The 17,810-nt window shown below is 73.3% G+C and carries 17 protein-coding genes; 11 read left to right on the forward strand and 6 right to left on the reverse strand.

From position 1 onward, the window contains the following. Positions 1 to 93: 93 nt before the first annotated feature. From RM425_RS05615 to RM425_RS05655, 9 genes are all read left to right on the forward strand, one after another. Positions 94 to 1,293 carry a CaiB/BaiF CoA transferase family protein gene (locus RM425_RS05615; protein ID WP_311344198.1) on the forward strand — a complete coding sequence of 400 codons (1,200 nt, stop codon included), beginning with the start codon at positions 94 to 96 and terminating at the stop codon, positions 1,291 to 1,293. Then, entirely contained in the window at positions 1,290 to 2,129 is an 840-nt protein-coding gene (locus RM425_RS05620; protein WP_311344199.1) for a citryl-CoA lyase, read from the forward strand. Before RM425_RS05615 ends, RM425_RS05620 begins: the two co-directional genes overlap by 4 nt. A gap of 10 nt (positions 2,130 to 2,139) precedes the next feature. Beyond that, positions 2,140 to 3,111, forward strand: a complete 972-nt coding sequence (locus RM425_RS05625; RefSeq protein ID WP_311344200.1) for a zinc-binding alcohol dehydrogenase family protein — start codon at positions 2,140 to 2,142, stop codon at positions 3,109 to 3,111. 78 nt (positions 3,112 to 3,189) lie between these two features. Then, positions 3,190 to 4,053, forward strand: a complete 864-nt coding sequence (locus tag RM425_RS05630; RefSeq protein WP_311344201.1) for a dioxygenase family protein — start codon at positions 3,190 to 3,192, stop codon at positions 4,051 to 4,053. A 168-nt stretch (positions 4,054 to 4,221) separates the two neighbouring features. Further along, a complete protein-coding gene (locus RM425_RS05635; protein ID WP_311344202.1) occupies positions 4,222 to 5,067 on the forward strand; it encodes a formate/nitrite transporter family protein in 846 nt (281 codons plus the stop codon). 265 nt (positions 5,068 to 5,332) lie between these two features. Continuing rightward, positions 5,333 to 5,968: a sigma-70 family RNA polymerase sigma factor gene (locus tag RM425_RS05640; RefSeq protein ID WP_311344203.1), complete on the forward strand. Its 636-nt coding sequence runs from the start codon at positions 5,333 to 5,335 to the stop codon at positions 5,966 to 5,968. Beyond that, positions 5,965 to 6,783 (forward strand): anti-sigma factor, encoded by an 819-nt coding sequence (locus RM425_RS05645; protein WP_311344204.1) that lies wholly within the window; start codon positions 5,965 to 5,967, stop codon positions 6,781 to 6,783. Before RM425_RS05640 ends, RM425_RS05645 begins: the two co-directional genes overlap by 4 nt. Positions 6,784 to 6,806: 23 nt before the next feature. After that, positions 6,807 to 7,346 carry a G/U mismatch-specific DNA glycosylase gene (mug, locus tag RM425_RS05650; protein ID WP_311344205.1) on the forward strand — a complete coding sequence of 180 codons (540 nt, stop codon included), beginning with the start codon at positions 6,807 to 6,809 and terminating at the stop codon, positions 7,344 to 7,346. 7 nt (positions 7,347 to 7,353) lie between these two features. Beyond that, entirely contained in the window at positions 7,354 to 7,812 is a 459-nt protein-coding gene (locus tag RM425_RS05655; RefSeq protein WP_311344206.1) for a flavodoxin family protein, read from the forward strand. A 102-nt stretch (positions 7,813 to 7,914) separates the two neighbouring features. Here the strand turns inward: RM425_RS05655 and RM425_RS05660 are convergent, their stop codons facing one another. Both RM425_RS05660 and mqo read right to left on the reverse strand, forming a co-directional pair. Further along, the gene (locus RM425_RS05660; RefSeq protein ID WP_040339557.1) at positions 7,915 to 8,118 is read right to left on the reverse strand and encodes a cold-shock protein; all 204 of its coding nucleotides are present in this window, start codon (positions 8,116 to 8,118) and stop codon (positions 7,915 to 7,917) included. 201 nt (positions 8,119 to 8,319) lie between these two features. Next, a complete protein-coding gene (gene mqo, locus RM425_RS05665) occupies positions 8,320 to 9,822 on the reverse strand; it encodes a malate dehydrogenase (quinone) (protein WP_311344207.1) in 1,503 nt (500 codons plus the stop codon). Positions 9,823 to 10,062: 240 nt separating this feature from the next. Between mqo and RM425_RS05670 the strand changes: the two genes are divergently transcribed. Next, positions 10,063 to 10,932: a tryptophan 2,3-dioxygenase gene (locus RM425_RS05670; RefSeq protein ID WP_311344208.1), complete on the forward strand. Its 870-nt coding sequence runs from the start codon at positions 10,063 to 10,065 to the stop codon at positions 10,930 to 10,932. Positions 10,933 to 10,968: 36 nt separating this feature from the next. Here the strand turns inward: RM425_RS05670 and RM425_RS05675 are convergent, their stop codons facing one another. After that, complete coding sequence (locus tag RM425_RS05675; protein WP_311344209.1) at positions 10,969 to 12,114, reverse strand: FUSC family protein; 1,146 nt, start codon at positions 12,112 to 12,114, stop codon at positions 10,969 to 10,971. A 326-nt stretch (positions 12,115 to 12,440) separates the two neighbouring features. Between RM425_RS05675 and RM425_RS05680 the strand changes: the two genes are divergently transcribed. After that, the gene (locus RM425_RS05680; protein ID WP_311344210.1) at positions 12,441 to 13,784 is read left to right on the forward strand and encodes an RNA polymerase sigma factor; all 1,344 of its coding nucleotides are present in this window, start codon (positions 12,441 to 12,443) and stop codon (positions 13,782 to 13,784) included. Between the two features lie 415 nt (positions 13,785 to 14,199). Here the strand turns inward: RM425_RS05680 and RM425_RS05685 are convergent, their stop codons facing one another. The 3 genes from RM425_RS05685 to RM425_RS05695 form a co-directional block, all read right to left on the reverse strand. Further along, positions 14,200 to 15,285: a hypothetical protein gene (locus RM425_RS05685; protein WP_311344211.1), complete on the reverse strand. Its 1,086-nt coding sequence runs from the start codon at positions 15,283 to 15,285 to the stop codon at positions 14,200 to 14,202. Further along, positions 15,282 to 15,776 (reverse strand): SigE family RNA polymerase sigma factor, encoded by a 495-nt coding sequence (locus tag RM425_RS05690; RefSeq protein ID WP_311344212.1) that lies wholly within the window; start codon positions 15,774 to 15,776, stop codon positions 15,282 to 15,284. Before RM425_RS05690 ends, RM425_RS05685 begins: the two co-directional genes overlap by 4 nt. Before the next feature lie 188 nt (positions 15,777 to 15,964). Beyond that, the gene (locus RM425_RS05695) at positions 15,965 to 17,809 is read right to left on the reverse strand and encodes a phosphoenolpyruvate carboxykinase (GTP) (RefSeq protein ID WP_311344213.1); all 1,845 of its coding nucleotides are present in this window, start codon (positions 17,807 to 17,809) and stop codon (positions 15,965 to 15,967) included. Position 17,810 lies beyond the last annotated feature (1 nt).

The following is a 17,810-nucleotide window of genomic DNA, read 5'->3' on the forward strand; positions in this document are numbered from 1 at the left end:
CTGCGGTTGACACGCCGGTCGAGGCCGGTCGAGACTCCCGGCAGACACGGACAGCCGTCCGCTGCGATGCGTGCGAGGAGGCACCGACCGCCGATGAGCGTCGACGCGACAGGACGGGCGAACGCCGTCCCCGCGGCTCCGGGGCCGCTCTCCGGGCTCCTGGTGGCCGACTTCTCCCGGATCCTCGCCGGTCCGTACAGCACCATGCTGCTGGCCGACCTCGGTGCCGAGGTGGTCAAGGTCGAGGGTCCGGGAGGCGACGACACCCGCACCTGGCAGCCGCCGGTCCGCGAGGGGGTCTCGACCTACTACCTGGGCGCCAACCGGAACAAGCGGTCGATCGCGCTGGACCTCAAGGATCCCGGCGACGTGGAGCTGGCCCGGGAGCTGTCCCGCCGCGCCGACGTCCTCGTCGAGAACTTCAAGCCCGGTGGCCTGGCCCGCTTCGGACTGGACTACGACTCCGTCGCGACGGCCAACCCCGGCATCGTCTACGCGTCGATCAGCGGGTTCGGCAGCGGCCCCGGTGGAGCGGCGCTGCCCGGCTACGACCTCATCGTCCAGGCGATCTCGGGCTTCATGAGCCTCACCGGCGACCCCGACGGCGAGCCGTACCGCGGTGGGGTCGCGCTGTTCGACGTGATGGCCGGCCTGCACGCCACGATCGGCATCCTCTCGGCGCTCAACCACCGGCACGAGACGGGCACCGGTCAGCACGTCGAGGTCAACCTGCTCTCCTCGGCGCTGTCGGGCCTGGTGAACCAGACCAGCGCCTACGTCGCCGGCGGCGTGGTGCCCTTCCGGATGGGCAACAGCCACCCGAGCCTGTTCCCGTACGAACCGCTGCCCTGCGCCGACGGCGAGCTGATCATCACGGCGGGGAACGACGGGCAGTTCCGCAAGCTGTGCGAGGTGCTCGGCGTCCCCGAGCTGGTCGAGGACCCGAGGTTCCGCCGCAACGAGGACCGCACCGCCAACCGCGACGCCCTGCGGCCGCTGCTGGTCGAGCGGCTGCGCACCCGCACCAAGATGGAGTGGTTCCGCGACATCATCGGCGCCGGGGTGCCCTGCGGGCCGATCAACACCATCGACCAGGGCGTGGCCTTCGCCGAGGAGATCGGCCTGGACCCCGTCGTCACCGTCGGCGAGGGAGCGGCCGCGATCCCGTCGGTCCGCAACCCGATCACCTTCTCGGCCACCGAGGCCTCCTACCGGCTCCCGCCGCCTGGCCTGGACGAGCACGGGCAGGAGCTCCGGCGCTGGCTGGGCAGTGCGGAGGAGGAGAGCGCGTGAGCGAGCGACCGGAGTACCCGACCGCCCTGGGCGCCTCGAGCCTGCACTCCATCACCCTGCTCGGCAGCGACCTCGCCCGCGACGTCATGGGCACGGTCGGCTTCGGGGAGCTCTCCTTCTGGCTGGCCACGCAACGCCGCCCCACCCCCGGCGAGACCCGGGTCTTCGAGGCGGTGCTGGCCGCGCTGGCCGACCACGGCTTCACCCCGACCGCGATCGTCACCCGCCTGACCTACCTGTCGGCGCCGGACTCCATCCAGGGCGCGCTGGCCGCCGGCCTGCTCGGCGGGGGCTCCCGGTTCCTCGGCGTGACCGAGGACTGCGGCCGGTTCCTGCACGACGTCCTCGCGGGTGTGGACGGCGCGCTGCCCGCCGACGACGCCGGCTGGGACGCCCTCGCGCTGGAGACGGTGACCGTCCAGCGGGCGGCCGGCCGCTTCGTGCCCGGCCTCGGCCACCACGTGCACAAGCAGGGCGACCCCCGCACGCCGCGACTGATCGAGATCGCCGGCGAGGAGGGCCTCGTCGGGCCGCACCTGTCGCTGTTCGCCGCCATCGGGCGGGTGCACGAGCAGGTGCTCGGCAGGCGGCTGCCGCTCAACGGCGCCGGTGTGTGCGGTGCGGCGCTGGCCGACCTCGGGCTGCCCCTGGAGCTGCTGCGCGGCTTCGCGCTGCTCGCCCGCACCGCCGGGCTGATCGGCCAGCTGGCCGAAGAGCTGCGCCGGCCGGTCGCCAACGACATCTTCCTCTCGGTGGACCTGAACAACCGGCCGGTGGACCCGGCGCCCTTCGTCCCCCCGCCGCTGCCGGGCTCCGGCGACGGCCCGGCCGCCTGAGGAGTCCGGCATGCGCGCCGCCGTCGTGAGCACGCCGGGGGAGACCCCGGAGCTGGTCGAGCACCCGGAGCCGACGTCGGGGGCCGGGGAGGCCGTCGTCCGGGTGAGCGCGGCGCCGCTGGTGCCGCTGGACCTGCTGTGCGCCTCGGGCACCTCGTACTTCGGCCGTCCCGCGACGCCGTACGTCCCGGGCGTGCAGGGCGTCGGCGTCGTCGAGAGCTCGCCGGACCTCGCACCCGGTACCCGGGTCTGGTTCGCCACCAGCGCCGGGATGGCGCCCGGCGACGGCAGCCTGGCCGAGCGCTGTGCGGTCCGTGCCGACGACGTCGTGCCCGTGGACGCGGACGTCCCCGACGCCGCCCTCGCCGCCCTGGGGCTGTCCGCGGTGGCGGCCTGGATGTCCCTCACGTGGCGGGGCGGGCTGCGGCCGGGGGAGCACGTGCTCGTGCTCGGTGCCGGCGGAGCCGTCGGGCAGGTCGCCGTCGGGGCCGCTCGCGTCCTGGGCGCCGGTCAGGTGGTCGCCGTCGCCCGGTCCGCGGCGGCGCGGGAACGCGCGCGGGCAGCGGGTGCGGACCAGGTGCTGCCCCTCGACGGGGACGCCGACGTCCTGACCGACCGGTTCCGCGAGGCGCTCGGAGGGAGGCTCGATCTCGTGATCGACCCGGTCTTCGGAACCGCGGCCACGGCGGCCTCCCGGGTGCTGTCCGACGGCGGCCGGCTGGTCAACCTCGGCGGCGCCTCGGGAGACCTGGCGGAGTTCTCCTCGGCGGTACTGCGGGCGCGATCGGCATCGGTGCTCGGCTACACGAACAACGCGCTGACCCCGGCGCGGCGCCGCGAGGCGCTGATGACGGTCGCCGGGCACGCCGCCGGCGGCCGGCTGGCCGTCGCGCACGAGGAGGTGCCGCTGGCCGACGTCGCCGCTGCCTGGCGCCGCCAGGCCACCGGCGACCCGGGCGTCCGGCTGGTGCTCACGCCCTAGCCGGGCACGACCCCCGCCGACCGCGGGGCGACAGGCAGCGCGACCGGGACACGGCCGCGAGGACAGCAGGAGGACACCGTGCAGCTGGTCACCGAGGACAACATCACCGACCTGGCGGTCGAGCGCTGGGCCACGGCCGGTGATCCGCGCCTCGCCGAGGTCATGACGGCGCTCGTGCGGCACCTGCACGACTTCGCCCGCGAGGTGCGGCTCACCGAGGCCGAGTGGATGGCCGCGATGCAGTGGCTCACCCGCGCCGGGCAGATCAGCACCGAGAAGCGGGAGGAGTTCATCCTCGCCTCCGACGTGCTGGGGCTGTCCATGCTGGTCGTGCAGATGAACCACCGGCTCGACCCGCGGGCCACCCCGGCCACCGTGCTGGGCCCCTTCCACATCGAGGGCTCCCCGGAGCTGGGCTACGCCGAGGACATGTCCGACGGGCTGTCCGGCGTCCCGCTGTACCTCCACGGCACGGTCACCGACCTGGACGGCGCCCCCGTGGCCGGCGCCGTCCTCGACGTGTGGCAGTCCGACGCCGAGGGGCTCTACGAGTCGCAGCTGGCCGAGGTGGACGAGGCACGGTTGCGGGCGAAGTACACGACCCGCGAGGACGGCAGCTTCTGCGTGCGGACCATCGCGCCGCTCGGGTACTCGATCCCGATGGACGGGCCGGTGGGTGACCTGGTCGGGCGCACCGGCATCAGCCACTACCGCCCCGCCCACATCCACTTCCTGCTCAACGTCCCCGGGTTCGAGCCCCTGATCACCCACCTGTTCCAGGAGGGCGCCCAGTACCTCGACAGCGACGTCGTCTTCGGCACCAAGCAGGAGCTGGTCACCGCGTTCGAGGAGCGTCCCACCGGGCCGACCCCCGACGGCGGCACGTCGGCCACCCCCTGGCTGGAGTCCCGGTACGACTTCGTGCTGCAGCGCCGGGACTGACGCCTACCCGCCGCCCACGGGCAGCGGGACCCGCATCCCGAACCGGGGACGCGGATCCCGCTCCCGGTGCGTCGTCGTCGGCATCAGCGAGCCGGTGACCGGGTAGCTGCGCCGGCGAGGTGCGGCGCAGCCGCGCCGGGCCCGCACCGAGCAGCCGCGGAGGCACCGATGACCGCACGCGAACCGCAGGAGATCGCCCGTGTGGCGGCGCAGGCCGGCGCGAAGAAGACGCAGCGGACATGGGACAAGGTGCTGGTCAGCGCCTTCCTGGCCGGCGCCTACATCGCGTTCGGCGGGCTGGTGGCCATCTCGGTCTCCTCCGGCCTGGACCCCGAGACGTGGGGCACCCTGCCGACGCTGTTCACCGGCGCGACGTTCACCCTCGGGCTGGTCCTCGTGCTCATCGCCGGGTCGGACCTCGCCACCGGCAACATGGCGCTGGTCCCGCTCGGCGCCATGCGCGGGAAGCTGGGCGTGGCCGACGTCGCGAAGAACCTCTCGCTGGTCCTGCTGGGCAACCTGATCGGTGCCCTGGTGGTCGCCTGGTTCCTGGCCGTGCAGACCGGCGTCATCGGCGACGCGGACGCCGGCGGCACCGCCGGGCTGACCTACGAGCGGCTGGCCGGCATCGCCGAGGGCAAGGCGCTGGGGGAGTCACCCTCGCAGACGTTCCTGCGGGCGGTGGGCTGCAACTGGCTGGTCTGCCTGGCCGTCTGGATGTCGCTGGCGGCCACCACCGTCTCGGGGAAGATCCTGGCGATCTTCTTCCCGATCATGGCGTTCGTGGCCATGGGCTTCGACCACGTCGTGGCCAACATGTTCTTCCTGCCGGCCGCCATCTTCGCCGGGGTGCCCGACGTCGGCTGGGGGGACACGCTGCTCAACTGGCTGCTCGCCGGCGCCGGCAACCTGGTCGGCGCCGTGGTGTTCGTCGCCACGTCGTACTGGTACCTGTTCCTCAAGGACGACGACCAGCCGGCACCGGCCGGCGCGGAGAGCGCCGAACGGGCCTGACCGTTTCCTGGCGGCGCGGGCGCGGCGGGAACGCCCGTTGCCCGTGGTCGGGCTCGCCCTCCAGGATGTGCAGCCCCTCGTCGGTCAGCCGGCCAAGAACGTTTTTGGGCACGGCTGAACCGATCCGGACTCCGGCACGAATGCCGTCGACGGCCCGCCCACCGACGACGAGGAGACCACCGTGCGACCTGTCGCGGGAACGGATCTGCTCCCGGTGCGCGCTCCGACCGCCGGCCAGGGGCGAACGCCGGATACCGTGGCGATCATGGACGAACCGGCACGCCGGCCGGACAACCCGGCCGCCGCGGCGCTGCTCGCCCGCATCCGCACGAGGGACCGGCACGCCGTCGACGAACTGTACGAGCTCCTGGGCCGGCCGGCGTTCGCGCTCGCCCGCCGGATCCTGCTCGACGACGGGCTCGCCGAGGACGTCGTCCAGGAGGTGTTCCTGTCGGTGTGGCGCAACCCGGCGGCCTTCGACGAGCGGCGCGCGAGCGTCTCGTCCTGGTTGCTGGCGATGGTGCACCACAAGGCGGTCGACGCGGTGCGCCGAGAGGAAGGGCACCGGCGGCGCGGCCGCCGGGCGGAAGAGGACATGGCACTGAGCACACCGACCGCGACGCGCGACGCCGAGGAGCAGGCCGTCGACCGGGTGGTCTCCCAGCAGGTCCGCACCGCGCTCGGCGAGCTCCCCCCGGCACAGCGCGAGGCGCTGGCCCTGGCCTACTACGGCGGTTACACGCAGCGGGAGGTGGCCGCGCTGACCGGCGTCCCGCTGGGCACGGTGAAGACCCGCATGCTCTCGGGGATGCGCAAGCTGCGGTCGGACCTGGGCAGCAGCGCGGGACCCGCCGGCGAGGGCCGCGGCGCCGCCGCGCCGTCGGACGGGAGCTCCCGATGAGCGTCCCCCGGCCGGGTCCCGGACACGACGAGGCGTTCGAGGAGCTCGCCGTCGGCTGGGCGCTGCACGCGCTGGAGCCCGAGGACGCCGAGGTCTTCCTCATCCACCTGGACCGCTGCCCGTACTGCCGGCAGATCGCCGACGAGACCACCGAGGTCATGGCGGCCATGGCCGGTGCCGCGCCGGCCGCCGAGCCGCCGCCCTCGCTGGGTGAGCGGTTGCGGGCGGAGGTGGCGCGCACGCCGCAGGAGACGCCGTTCGACGGGGCGGGGGCGCCTGCGGGTGTCCCGGCGCGGCCGGCCGAGCCGGCTCCCGCGGCACCCGTGGCGGTGCCGGCGCAGCGCCGGCGCTGGACGGCGGTGCTGGTGGCGGCCGCGCTGGCCGCCGTCGTGGGCCTCGGCGGCTGGACGGTCGCGCTCCTGGACGACCGGAACGATGCTCAGCGGACGGCGGACGCACAGACCGCGCTCGTGGAGCAGCTGCTGCAGCCGGGCCCGGCGACGGTCGTGCCGGTCGAGGATCGCGAGGACCGGACCGTGGCCACACTGCTGGCCCGCGACGACGGCGTGCAGCTGATCAGCCACGGGCTGCAGACCAACGACCGGGATGCCGAGATCTACGTGCTGTGGGGTCTGGACCAGGGGACCCCGAAGCCGCTGGGCGAGTTCGACGTGACCGAGGACGGTCTCCAGCTGGAGACGCTCGAGGTCGAGGGCGCCGACGACTTCCCGCGCTACGGCATCAGCATCGAACGGGGGAGGACCGCGCCCGAGGCGCCGACCGACGTGGTCGCCGAGGGAGCGCTGCCCAGCTGACCGCCGGGGCGGAGAATCGGGCCGTGCCCGCCAAGCCCCTGCCCGACGTCGTCGCTCCGGACCTCGACGTGCTGTTCTGCGGGATCAACCCCTCGCTGATGTCGGCCGAGCGCGGGCACCACTTCGCCCGGCCCGGCAATCGGTTCTGGCCGGCTTTGCACCTGGCGGGGCTCACGCCGCGGCGACTGACCCCGGAGGAGGACCGCGAGCTGCTGCGGCACGGCCTCGGGGTGACCAACCTCGCCGACCGGCCGACGCGGACGGCGGCGGAGCTGAGCCGGGAGGAGCTGCGAGCCGGTGGCGCTTCCCTGGCGGCGCTCGTGGGGCGGTACCGCCCCCGCGTGCTCGCGGTGCTCGGCATCGGGGCCTACCGGCTGGCGTTCGAGCGACCCGGCGCCGGCCTGGGGGAGCAGGCCGAGCGGGTCGGTGGCGTGCGCACCTGGGTGGTGCCGAACCCCAGCGGCCTCAACGCCCATTTCCAGCTGCCCGACCTGGCGCGGCTGTACGGAGAGCTGCGGACGGCGGCCGGCCGGACGACACCGGGCGGCGCCGACGCGGGATGATCCGGGCATGCCTCGTCTGCTCGTCGTCCACCACACGCCCTCGCCCGCGCTGCAGGCGGTGCTCGAGGCGGTGAAGGAGGGCGCGGCCCTCGTGGAGGAGGTGGAGCTGACGCTCCGGCCGGCCCTGTCGGCGGGGCCGGCGGACGTGCTCGCCGCCGACGGTGTCCTGCTGGGCACGCCGGCCAACATCGGCTACATGTCCGGGGCGCTCAAGCACTTCTTCGACACCATCTACTACCCGTGCCTCGACGCGACGGTGGGGCTGCCGTACGGCGTCTACGTGCACGGGAACGACGACACCGCGGGAGCGCTGAAGAGCATCGACCGCATCACCGGGGCGCTGCGCTGGAAGCAGGCGGCCGCGCCGCTCAGCCTCACCGGCTCGGCCTCGCCGGACGATCTGGAGGCCGTCCGCGAGCTGGCCGCGACCGTGGCGGTGGGCCTGGAGGACCGCGGCGGGCGGTGAGCCGGATCTACCCCGGAGGGCGGTGAGCCGGGAGGACCCCGGAAACGCCGACGGGGGCCACGGCGCCGGAGCGCCGTGACCCCCGACGGGGATCCGTTCGGATCAGATGGGGCGAACGTTCTCCGCCTGCGGGCCCTTCTGGCCCTGCGTGACGTCGAACTCGACCTGCTGGCCCTCGTCGAGCGAGCGGTAGCCGTCGCTGACGATGGCGGAGTAGTGGCAGAAGACGTCGGCGCCGCCGCCGTCCTGGGCGATGAACCCGAAGCCCTTCTCCGCGTTGAACCACTTCACAGTGCCCTGAGCCATGTTCGATCTTCTTCCGTGCTGGAGGTGACCGGACCGGCAATGCGCCGATCCGGGGCCGCCGCACCGACCGGCAGGACCGAGAGGAACGTCAGGGCAGAGACGACTGCGGACGTTCGAGAACGAGCAGAGGTACAACAGCGACCGGGCAGAACCCTACCCCGACTTCGGCCCCGGACGGAAGCCCGTGTCCGCGATGGCGGTTCAGCCGTTGAGTTCCAGGGTCTGCATCGTGTCCGCGCGCACCTGGGCCAGCAGCGCCGACTCCTCCGAGAGCCGGTGCCCGTAGGACGGGATCGCCTCCTGCAGCCGGGGGCGCCAGGCGGTCATGCGGTCGGGGAAGCAGCGCTCCAGCAGCGTGAGCATCGCCGCGACCGCGGTCGAGGCGCCGGGGGAGGCGCCCAGCAGGCCGGCGATGCTGCCCTCGGCGCCGACGATCAGCTCGGTGCCGAACTGGAGCATGCCCTTGCCGGTGTCGGGATCGCGCTTGATCACCTGGACGCGCTGGCCGGCCGTGATCATGTCCCAGTCGGCCTGCTCGGCCTCCGGCACGAAGCCCTGCAGGGTTTTGTGTCGCGCGCCGCGCGTCTGCAGCAGCTCGCCGATCAGGTACTTGGTGAGCGCCAGTTCGGTGCGGGCCACGCCCAGCATCGAGCCCAGGTTGTTCGGCTTCACGCTCAGCGGCAGGTCGAAGATCGACCCGGCCTTGAGGAACTTGGGGGAGAAGCCGGCGTAGGGCCCGAAGAGCAGCGAGTACTCACCGTCGATCAGCCGCAGGTCCAGGTGCGGCACCGACATCGGGGGCGCACCGACGGCGGCCTGGCCGTAGACCTTCGCCTGGTGCTCGGAGACCAGCTCCGGGGAGGTGGTGCGCAGGAACATCCCGCTGACCGGGAAGCCGCCGAAACCGGCGATCTCGGGGATGCCGGTGCTCTGCAGCAGCGGCAGTGCACCGCCGCCGGCGCCGACGAACACGAAACGGGCCCGGACGGTGCGCGGCTCGCCGGTGCGGGTGTCGCGGACGGTCACCCTCCAACGGCCGTCGCTCTCCCGCTCGATCTCCGAGACGCGCTGGTTCGTGTGCGTGGCGACGCCCCGGGTCTCGGCGTCGGCGAGGAGCAGCTTGGTCAGCGCGCCGAAGTTCACGTCGGTGCCGGCGATCGAGCGGGTGGCGGCCACGGCCTGCTCGGGGTCGCGGCCGTTCATGACCAGCGGGATCCACTCGGCCAGGACGGCGGGGTCCTCGGTGTACTCCATCTCGGCGAACAGCGGCTGGGCCTTGAGCGCCGTGAACCGGGCGCGCATGTAGCGGCGGCCCTCCTCGCCGGTCACGAAGCCGACGTGCGGAACGGGGGTGATGAAGTCCTTGGGTGAGCCGGTCATGCCACCGCGGACCAGGTGCGACCAGAACTGCCGCGAGATCTGGAACTGCTCGTTGATCGACACGGCCTTCGTCGCGTCCACCTCGCCGTCGGGGCCGGCGGGCGTGTAGTTGAGCTCGCACAGCGCGGCGTGACCGGTGCCGGCGTTGTTCCAGGCGTCCGAGCTCTCGCCGGCCAGCGCGGGCCCGGCCTCGAAGACGGTGACCGACCAGTCGGGGGCGACGACGCCGAACAGCGCGGCCAGGGTGGCGCTCATGATGCCGCCGCCCACGAGCACCACGTCGGGGTTCGCGCTGTCAGCTACTACGCCGGGATCCGAAGTCACTTCTGCCTCTCTGGCCTGCCGCGTGAGGGCGCACAGGAGCGCCGCACCCTAGATGGTCGGACGAAACGGGCGCCGACGTGAGCCGCTGCGGTGTGAGGAATCTCGCGCAGCGGGGGCTTCTCCGTCCGCGGCGCCGCCCGACCGGGGCTTTTCCCCGTCCGCCGCCCGGGCATGCCCGGACGGCGGTCCACTCTTCCAGAGGAGGCAGGCGCCCCGGTCCGGAGGGCTAGCGTGCCGGTCATGGCCACCGCTCCCGACGACCCGGCCCGCGCCGAGCGCGCGCTCGAGGAGTCCATCCGGACCGATCTGACCGCCGACGACAGCTACGGCGGCTACCTCGGGCTCGACCGGCTCCTCACCGCGCAGGCGCCCCGCAGCCGGCCCGAGCACCACGACGAGCTGCTCTTCATCGTCCAGCACCAGACCAGCGAGCTCTGGCTCAAGCTGGTGCTCCACGAGCTGATGGCCGCCCGCCGCTACCTCGCCGCCGACGACCTGGACCCGGCCCTCAAGTGCCTGGCCCGGGTCAAGAACGTCCAGCGCACCCTGACCGAGCAGTGGTCGGTGCTGGCCACCCTCACGCCGCGGGAGTACGCGCAGTTCCGCGGCGCGCTGGGCAATGCCTCGGGTTTCCAGTCCCACCAGTACCGGGCCGTGGAGTTCGTCCTCGGCAACAAGAACGGCGCGATGCTCCAGGTCTTCGAGGGCGAGCCCGCCGCGCGGCAGCTGCTGGCGGAGCTGCTGGAGGCCCCGACGCTGTACGACGAGTTCCTCCGGTTGCTGGCCCGTGCGGGCTTCGACGTCCCCGAGGCCGTGCTGACCCGGGACGTCTGCGAGGCCTGGCGGTTCGCACCCGGCCTCGTCCCGGTGTTCCGGCGCATCTACGAATCGACCGACACCCCGTGGGGGGTCTACGAGGCGTGCGAGAGCCTCGTGGACATCGAGGACAACTTCCAGATGTGGCGGTTCCGGCACCTGCTCACCGTCCAGCGCACGATCGGCGCCAGGACCGGCACCGGCGGGTCGTCCGGAGTGGGTTTCCTCCGCCGTGCGCTCGACCTCACCTTCTTCCCGGAGCTGTACGCCGTCCGCACGGAGATCGGGACCTGAGCGCTCCCTACCGCACCGTCGGACCGACCGGGCCGGTCACCGCGACGGCTCCGCCCGGTCCGGCGGCTCCGGGGAGTGGGCGGCAGCGGCCGCCGGCGGGCTGAGCGACATCAGCCCACGGCGTACCGCGTCGATGACGCTGCCGGCCACGAAGAGGTCGTCCTGGGTCGTCGTCCGCGTCCGGCGGACCTCGTCCCGGAACTGCTGGAGCGCTTCCTCCGCCTCCCGTAGCGATCCCTGGTCCGCGGTCTCGGCGTCCACCGAGCGGAGGGCCTCGCCGAGGGCGCTCAGCGTGCGGGCCGCCGCCGGGCGGAGCGCCGGCCCGAGGGGCACCTGCTCGAACTCCGCGCGCTCGCTGTCGGTGAGCACGTCGGTGAGCTCCTCGACCAGGAGGGTCAGCCGCTCCAGGGTCCGGGCCTGCCGCAGCTGCTGCTCGGCGTCCTGCGCGTACCGGCGCGCCCGGCGGTTCCCGCGCTGCGCCTCCCGGGTCTGTCCGACCGCCGCCCGCATCGAGGCGAGGACCGGATCGATCGTGCGGATGCGTTTCTGCCACCCCTCGGCGGTCGGGGGGTGTTCCTGCTGCAGGCCGCCGGCGAGGTCGTCGAGCTGGTCGGCCAGCCGGTCGCGCAGGAGCTGGAGCTGCGCCTGCGCCGGGGCCAGGGGTAGCGGTGGGAATGCCGCGGTGACCGCCAGGCCCACGAGCGCCCCCAGCAGCGTCAGCCCGGCGAAGCCGAGGACGTAGCCCGTCGGGTTGGTGTCGCCGATGATCAGGACGAACAGCGCCGACGTCGGCACCCAGCTCTTCGAGCCGCCCAGGCGGGACCAGCTGCCCACGAGCACGCCGACGGCGACGGCCAGCGCGATCGTCAGCAGGCTCGGTCCGCCCAGGGCATCGGCGGCGAGCGCGACCGCCGCGCCGAGTGAGATCGCGGTCACGGCCTGCGCCGCCTCGCGCGCCGATCCGGTCAGGGTGGTCGAGGTGGCGATCAGCGCACCCAGCGGGGCGTAGTACGGGTAGTCGGCTGCCGGACCGGGGACGAGCTGGACCAGCGCCCAGGCCAGCGATGCGGCGACGGCGGCCTTGACCGCCATGCCCAGCCGGGGGTGCCGGGCCCACACCCTGCGGGCGCGCGCCGGCAGGAGCCGCGGGGACGGGCGCGGCCCGCTGCCGTCGTGCTGCACGACCCACCTCCGTCGTCCCGGCCGGCCGCGCGCCGGCCGATCCCTCGCCGGCGTGTCCGCCACCGGCCCCGAGGGCTGCGTGCCCCGGGCGGAGCGGCCGGAACCCACCCCGACGGGGCGGCTCCGAACGGAGGCCGTCGGCATCGACGGCCGGGGAGGGCTAAAATGGCATGTCGTCCCCGGTGACGCGCCGATCTGGCCGCCATCGCAGGACATTCGCCCCCCACCCTCAGTGCGTGCCGGCTCCCTCGTCGTGCACGCGCCGGCCTCTCCGCTAGGACTGCAGGTTCTCGCGACGCCGTCCGACACCGTCACGAGAGGCGACGATGACCGCGACCGACATCGCCCAGCCGGCCCCCAACGGGACGGACGACCCCACCGCTTCGCCCGCCACCACCCCCACCACCAAGGCCCGGGCCAAGGCTGCGCCCACGGCCAAGGCCAAGGCCAAGGCCAAGGCCGCACCCAAGTCCGCTCCGAAGACCGCAGCCAAGACCAAGGCGGCGGCCAAGGGGAAGACGGGCGCCGCGGCCGACGACGATGCGCCCGTCCTCGACGACGCGCTCGAGACGGCCGCCCCGAGCGAGGCCGTCACCATCGCCCCCGCCGAGGTCGAGGAGGACGACGACACCGACGCCCCCGAGGCCGACGGCGAGGCCGCTGCCGGTGCCGCCGGCACCGGCTTCGAGTGGGAGGACGAGGAGGAGTCGCTGGCCCTGCGGAAGGCCCGCAAGGACGCGGAGATGACCGCGTCCACGGACGCCGTCCGCGCCTACCTCAAGCTCATCGGCCGGGTGAAGCTCCTCACCGCCGAGGAGGAGGTCGACCTCGCCAAGCGGATCGAGGCCGGGCTCTACGCCAGCCACAAGCTCGCCGACGCCGCGGCAGCCGGCGAGACCCTGCCGATCGCGCGCCGGCGTGAGCTCACCTGGGTCACCCGGGACGGCGAGCGCGCCAAGGACCACCTGCTGGAGGCCAACCTCCGTCTCGTCGTGTCGCTGGCCAAGCGCTACACCGGGCGTGGTATGGCGTTCCTGGACCTGATCCAGGAAGGGAACATGGGCCTGATCCGTGCGGTCGAGAAGTTCGACTACACCAAGGGCTTCAAGTTCTCCACCTACGCGACGTGGTGGATCCGCCAGGCGATCACCCGCGCGATGGCCGACCAGGCCCGCACCATCCGCATCCCTGTGCACATGGTCGAGGTCATCAACAAGCTCGGCCGCATACAGCGCGAGATGTCGCAGTCGCTGGGGCGCGAGCCCACCCCGGAGGAGCTGGCCAAGGAGCTCGACCTCACCCCGGAGAAGGTGCTGGAGATCCAGCAGTACGCCCGGGAGCCGATCAGCCTCGACCAGACCATCGGCGACGAGGGCGACAGCCAGCTCGGCGACTTCATCGAGGACTCCGAGGCGGTCGTGGCCGTCGACGCGGTGAGCTTCGGCCTCATGCAGGACCAGCTGCTGAGCGTGCTGCAGACGCTGTCGGAGCGGGAGGCCGGCGTCGTCCGCCTGCGCTTCGGCCTGACCGACGGCCAGCCGCGCACCCTGGACGAGATCGGCCGCGTCTACGGGGTCACGCGCGAGCGGATCCGGCAGATCGAGTCCAAGACCATGAGCAAGCTGCGCCACCCCAGCCGCTCCCAGGTACTCCGCGACTACCTCGACTGAGCACATTGTCGTCCTCCGGACGACACCGCGGCCACGTGCCGGGGCCCGGTCCCGCGGAGCGTGTCCGTCGCGCCTGCGCGGACCCCTCCCGGGCCCACTCGGCACGACCCCGCGGCCACGTGCCGGGGCCCGGTCCCGCGGAGCGTGTCCGTCGCGCCTGCGCGGACCCCTCCCGGGCCCACTCGGCACGACCCCGCGGCCACGTGCCGGGGCCCGGTCCCGCGGAGCGTGTCCGTCGCGCCTGCGCGGACCCCTCCCGGGCCCACTCGGCACGACCCCGCGGCCACGTGCCGGGGCCGGTCCCGCAGAGCGTGTCCGTCGCGCCTGCGCGGACCCGTCCGGGGCCCACTCGGCACGACCCCGCAACGAGACGAAGGCCCCGACCGACTGGTCGGGGCCTTCGTCGTTCGTCGCATCAGTCCGTGGCGGCGGTCCATTCGGCGGCAGTCTGCTCGTCGTGGTACCGCGTGTAGCCGCAGCCCTGGCCGATGAGGCCTCGGCCCTCGATCTCGCTCACCACACCGGAGACGAGCAGGCGGGTGCCGACCCCGTAGGTCTCGACGCTTCCGCCTTCCGGCGTCGGCAGGTAGGGCAGCTCCTCCATGTGCAGGGTCACCGTCCCGCCGGTGCCGCCCAGGTACCAGGTGTGCACCTCGAAGGTGACCGAGTAGTAGCCGTCGGACTCGGTCTCTCCCGGCAGCCTGGGGAAGCGCTGCTCCCCGATCCCGGTGACGGTTCCGTCCAGCGCGAAGTCCCGCTCACCCACGAGGGCGGGCGAGTACTCGGGGCAGCTCGCGGCCCTGGTGGCCGGCAGCGCACCGGCCGGCGCCTCACCGGCGGCCACGGCGGCCCACTCGGCGGCGGTCGCATCGTCGTAGTAGCGGGTGGAGCCGCAGGAGAACCCGAAGTGAGCGACGTCCTCGGTCGTCGGAGCGTCCGACACCTTCGCGGTCTCGGCGACCTGACCCGACACGAGCAGCCGGGTACCGATGCCGTAGGACCTCACGTCCGAGGTCTGGGACGTGACGTCCGGGGGGCCGAGCAGCACCTCCACCGTCCCGCCGGAGCCGCCGTGGTACCAGGTGTGCACCCGGAAGGTGACGCTCGCGTACCGGCTGGGCCGCCCGGGACCGGGGTCGGCACCCAGCTCGATCGCCGTGACGGTGCCGTCGAGAGCGAAGGCGCCCTCCTGGGTCAGTTCTGCGGCGAGCCGGGCGCTCGAGTACCCGGAGGAGCAGTCCTCGGTCGCACCGCCAGGGAGCTCGCCGACGCCCGTGGGGGCGGCCGCAGGGAAGGAACTGGAACCCAGGGGGCCCCAGACGACCGCGCTCCCTCCGGTGACCAGCACGGCCGCGATCAGCCCCGTCGCTGCGGTCGTCCGGACCCGACGGCGGTGCCGCACCCTGTGCAGGGTGAGGGCGGCGAGGCCGCCCGGGTGGGGCGCGCGAGCGGCGTCGGCGGCGAAGAGCTCGCGCAGCTGCCGCTCGGTCGGGTCGGTCATGGCGCCTCCTGGACGGCCTCGACGACGGCGGTGGAGCGGAGACCGGCCAAGGCCCGCGAGGCGGTCGCCCGCACCGCGCTCTGGCTGACGCCCATGGCCTCGGCGATCGCGGCGTCGTCGAGGTCGGCGTAGTACCGCAGCACCAGCACGGTGCGTGCCCGTGGCGCCAGGCCGGCGAGCAGCGTGCGCATCTGCTCCCGCGCCTCGAGGGCGTCCCCGGGTCCGGCGGCCGGATCGATCGAGGCGTCCACCAGTTCGGCCGGGCGCTCGGTGCTCGAGCGACGGCGTCGCCAGCTCAGGTGCGCGTTGACCAGCATCCGGCGCACGTACGCGGCCGGGTCGGCGGCCGCCCGCACCTTCCGCCAGTGCCGGTAGGCGTCGGCCAGCGCCGTCTGCGTCAGGTCCTCGGCGAGGTGCCGGTCCCCGGTCAGGACGAACGCCAGCCGCAGCAGGGGCCTGCCCTGCGCGGCCACGAACTCCTCGAACGTCACGCCTGCTCCCGTCGGTGGTCTCCACCCGGTCAGACGCATCGGGGACCGCGTGGCGCTGCACGCGGTGGGAACGGATCCTGCCCGGTCCGGGCGACGTGGTGCCGGCAGACGCGCGCCGGGAACGACGAAGGCCCCGACCGGAGCGGTCGGGACCTTCGTCGTTCAGGAGGGCCGGAGCCCCCCGGGGATCACTTCGCCTCGGCGTCCAGGGCGTCGGAGACCCGGCGGTGGGCCGCCCAGATCTCCTCGGGCATGTCGCGGAACAGCGAGAGGTGCTGCTCGCGGTGGGCCATCTCCTGCTGCCAGCGCGGGACGTCGATCGTCAGGAGCGTCTCGAGGTCGTCCGGGCGGAGGTCGTCCATGCCCTCGAGCTGCAGCTCCTCCTTGGTCGGCACGATGCCGACCGGGGTCTGCCGGCCGGTGACCTCGCCGTTGCGCAGCTGCATGAGCCACAGCAGCGGGCGGAGGTTGTCCCGGTACCCCGGCCACAGGAAGCGGCCGTCCTCGCCCCGCTGGAACCAGTTCACGTGGGCGAAGACCGGCTGGTCCTTGGCGGCACCGATGATCTTCATCCAGTGCGCGGCGTACGCGCCCTCGGAGTAGGCCATGAACGGCCGCATCGACATCGGGTCGTAGCGCAGGACGCCCTCGGTGCCCTCGGCGGCGAAGGTCGCCTCCGCGCCCAGGGTGAGGCCGTCGTAGACGCCCTCGGCGAGGTCGGTGATCGCGCGGATCAGCGGCTCGCGGTCACGGGTGCGCCCGCCGAAGATGATCGCGTCGACCGGCACGCCCTTCGGGTTCTCGTAGTCCGGCGCGATGTTCGGGATGTTGGCCAGCGTGGTGGTGAACCGGCTGTTCGGGTGCGCCCAGGGCGCGTCCTTCTCCGCCTCGGAGCGCTCCGAGATCAGCTCGCCCTTCCAGTCGCGCCAGCCGGTGACGTCGGCCGGCGGCTGCTTGGACTTGCCCTCCCACCAGACGTCCTGCGTCTGCTCGTTGTAGGCGACGTTGGTGAAGATCGTCCCGGTGCCCTCGGCGATGGCCTCCACGGCCGTGGGGTTGGTGGCCTCGTTGGTGTCCTTGGCGACGCCGAAGGCACCGAACTCGGGGTTGATCGCGTAGACGCGACCGTCCTCCTCGTCCACCCACAGCCAGGCGATGTCGTCGCCGTAGAAGTGCACCTGGTAGCGGTCACCGAGGGCGTCGGGCGCCAGGATCATGGCCAGGTTGGTCTTGCCCGAGGCGCTCGGCATGCCACCGCAGATGTGGTACGTGCGGCCGGTCTGCTTGTCGGTGATGCCGAGCAGCAGGAACTGCTCGGAGAGGAACTTGCCCGAAGCCCAGCCGTCGTAGGTCGCCTGACGCAGGCCGTGGGCGATCTTGCCCAGCAGCGCGTTGCCGCCGTAGGACGAGCCGTAGTGCAGGATCGTGCGCTCGTCGGCGATCGTGACGAAGTAGCGCTGATCGTCGGCGGTGCCCTGGCCCAGGTTGTCCAGGTCGCCGGTGACGTGCACGCCGCGGACGAAGTAGTCCTGGTCGGCCAGATCGTTGACGTACTGCACGCCGACCCGCGCCATGCGGATCATGTGCAGCACGACGGTGCGGGTGTCGGTCAGCTCGACGCCGGTGGCGTAGGGCTGCAGGGGAGACCCGGGCGGCGCCATCACGTAGGGGACGACGTACATCGTCTTGCCCGCGGACTTGCCGGCCATCCGCTCCTCGAGCATCGGCCGCATCTCCGAGGCCGGGCGCCAGTTGTTGTACTCGCCCTTGTCCTCGGGGTCGTTCGTCGCGACGACGGTGCGCTCCTCGGAGCGCGCCGTGTCCTTCGGGTGGCTGCGGGAGTAGTAGCGGCCCTCCCCGGCGGGCAGCAACTCGCCCGCGTCGAGCGACTCGCGGATCAGCCGCGCGTCGTCGGAGGCGTTGATGACCTCCACCCGCTCGGCGCCGGTGTGCTGTGCCCAGTGCTTCACGTAGGACCGGACGGCTTCGTTCGTCAGTCCAGCTTCGTCCAGTACCGCGTCTATGGCAGTCACG

It is taken from the genome of Blastococcus goldschmidtiae (genome assembly GCF_031845325.1).
Taxonomy (GTDB): Bacteria; Actinomycetota; Actinomycetes; order Mycobacteriales; family Geodermatophilaceae; genus Blastococcus; species Blastococcus goldschmidtiae.

Bases quoted from the DNA above. Each gene is read 5' to 3' on its own strand.
- RM425_RS05615 (WP_311344198.1), top strand. From the start codon at position 94: ATGAGCGTCGACGCGACAGGACGGGCGAACGCCGTCCCCGCGGCTCCG.
- RM425_RS05625 (WP_311344200.1), top strand. From the start codon at position 2,140: ATGCGCGCCGCCGTCGTGAGCACGCCGGGGGAGACCCCGGAGCTGGTC.
- RM425_RS05635 (WP_311344202.1), top strand. From the start codon at position 4,222: ATGACCGCACGCGAACCGCAGGAGATCGCCCGTGTGGCGGCGCAGGCC.
- RM425_RS05640 (WP_311344203.1), top strand. From the start codon at position 5,333: ATGGACGAACCGGCACGCCGGCCGGACAACCCGGCCGCCGCGGCGCTG.
- RM425_RS05645 (WP_311344204.1), top strand. From the start codon at position 5,965: ATGAGCGTCCCCCGGCCGGGTCCCGGACACGACGAGGCGTTCGAGGAG.
- RM425_RS05655 (WP_311344206.1), top strand. From the start codon at position 7,354: ATGCCTCGTCTGCTCGTCGTCCACCACACGCCCTCGCCCGCGCTGCAG.
- RM425_RS05660 (WP_040339557.1), bottom strand. From the start codon at position 8,118: ATGGCTCAGGGCACTGTGAAGTGGTTCAACGCGGAGAAGGGCTTCGGG.
- RM425_RS05670 (WP_311344208.1), top strand. From the start codon at position 10,063: ATGGCCACCGCTCCCGACGACCCGGCCCGCGCCGAGCGCGCGCTCGAG.
- RM425_RS05680 (WP_311344210.1), top strand. From the start codon at position 12,441: ATGACCGCGACCGACATCGCCCAGCCGGCCCCCAACGGGACGGACGAC.
- RM425_RS05685 (WP_311344211.1), bottom strand. From the start codon at position 15,285: ATGACCGACCCGACCGAGCGGCAGCTGCGCGAGCTCTTCGCCGCCGAC.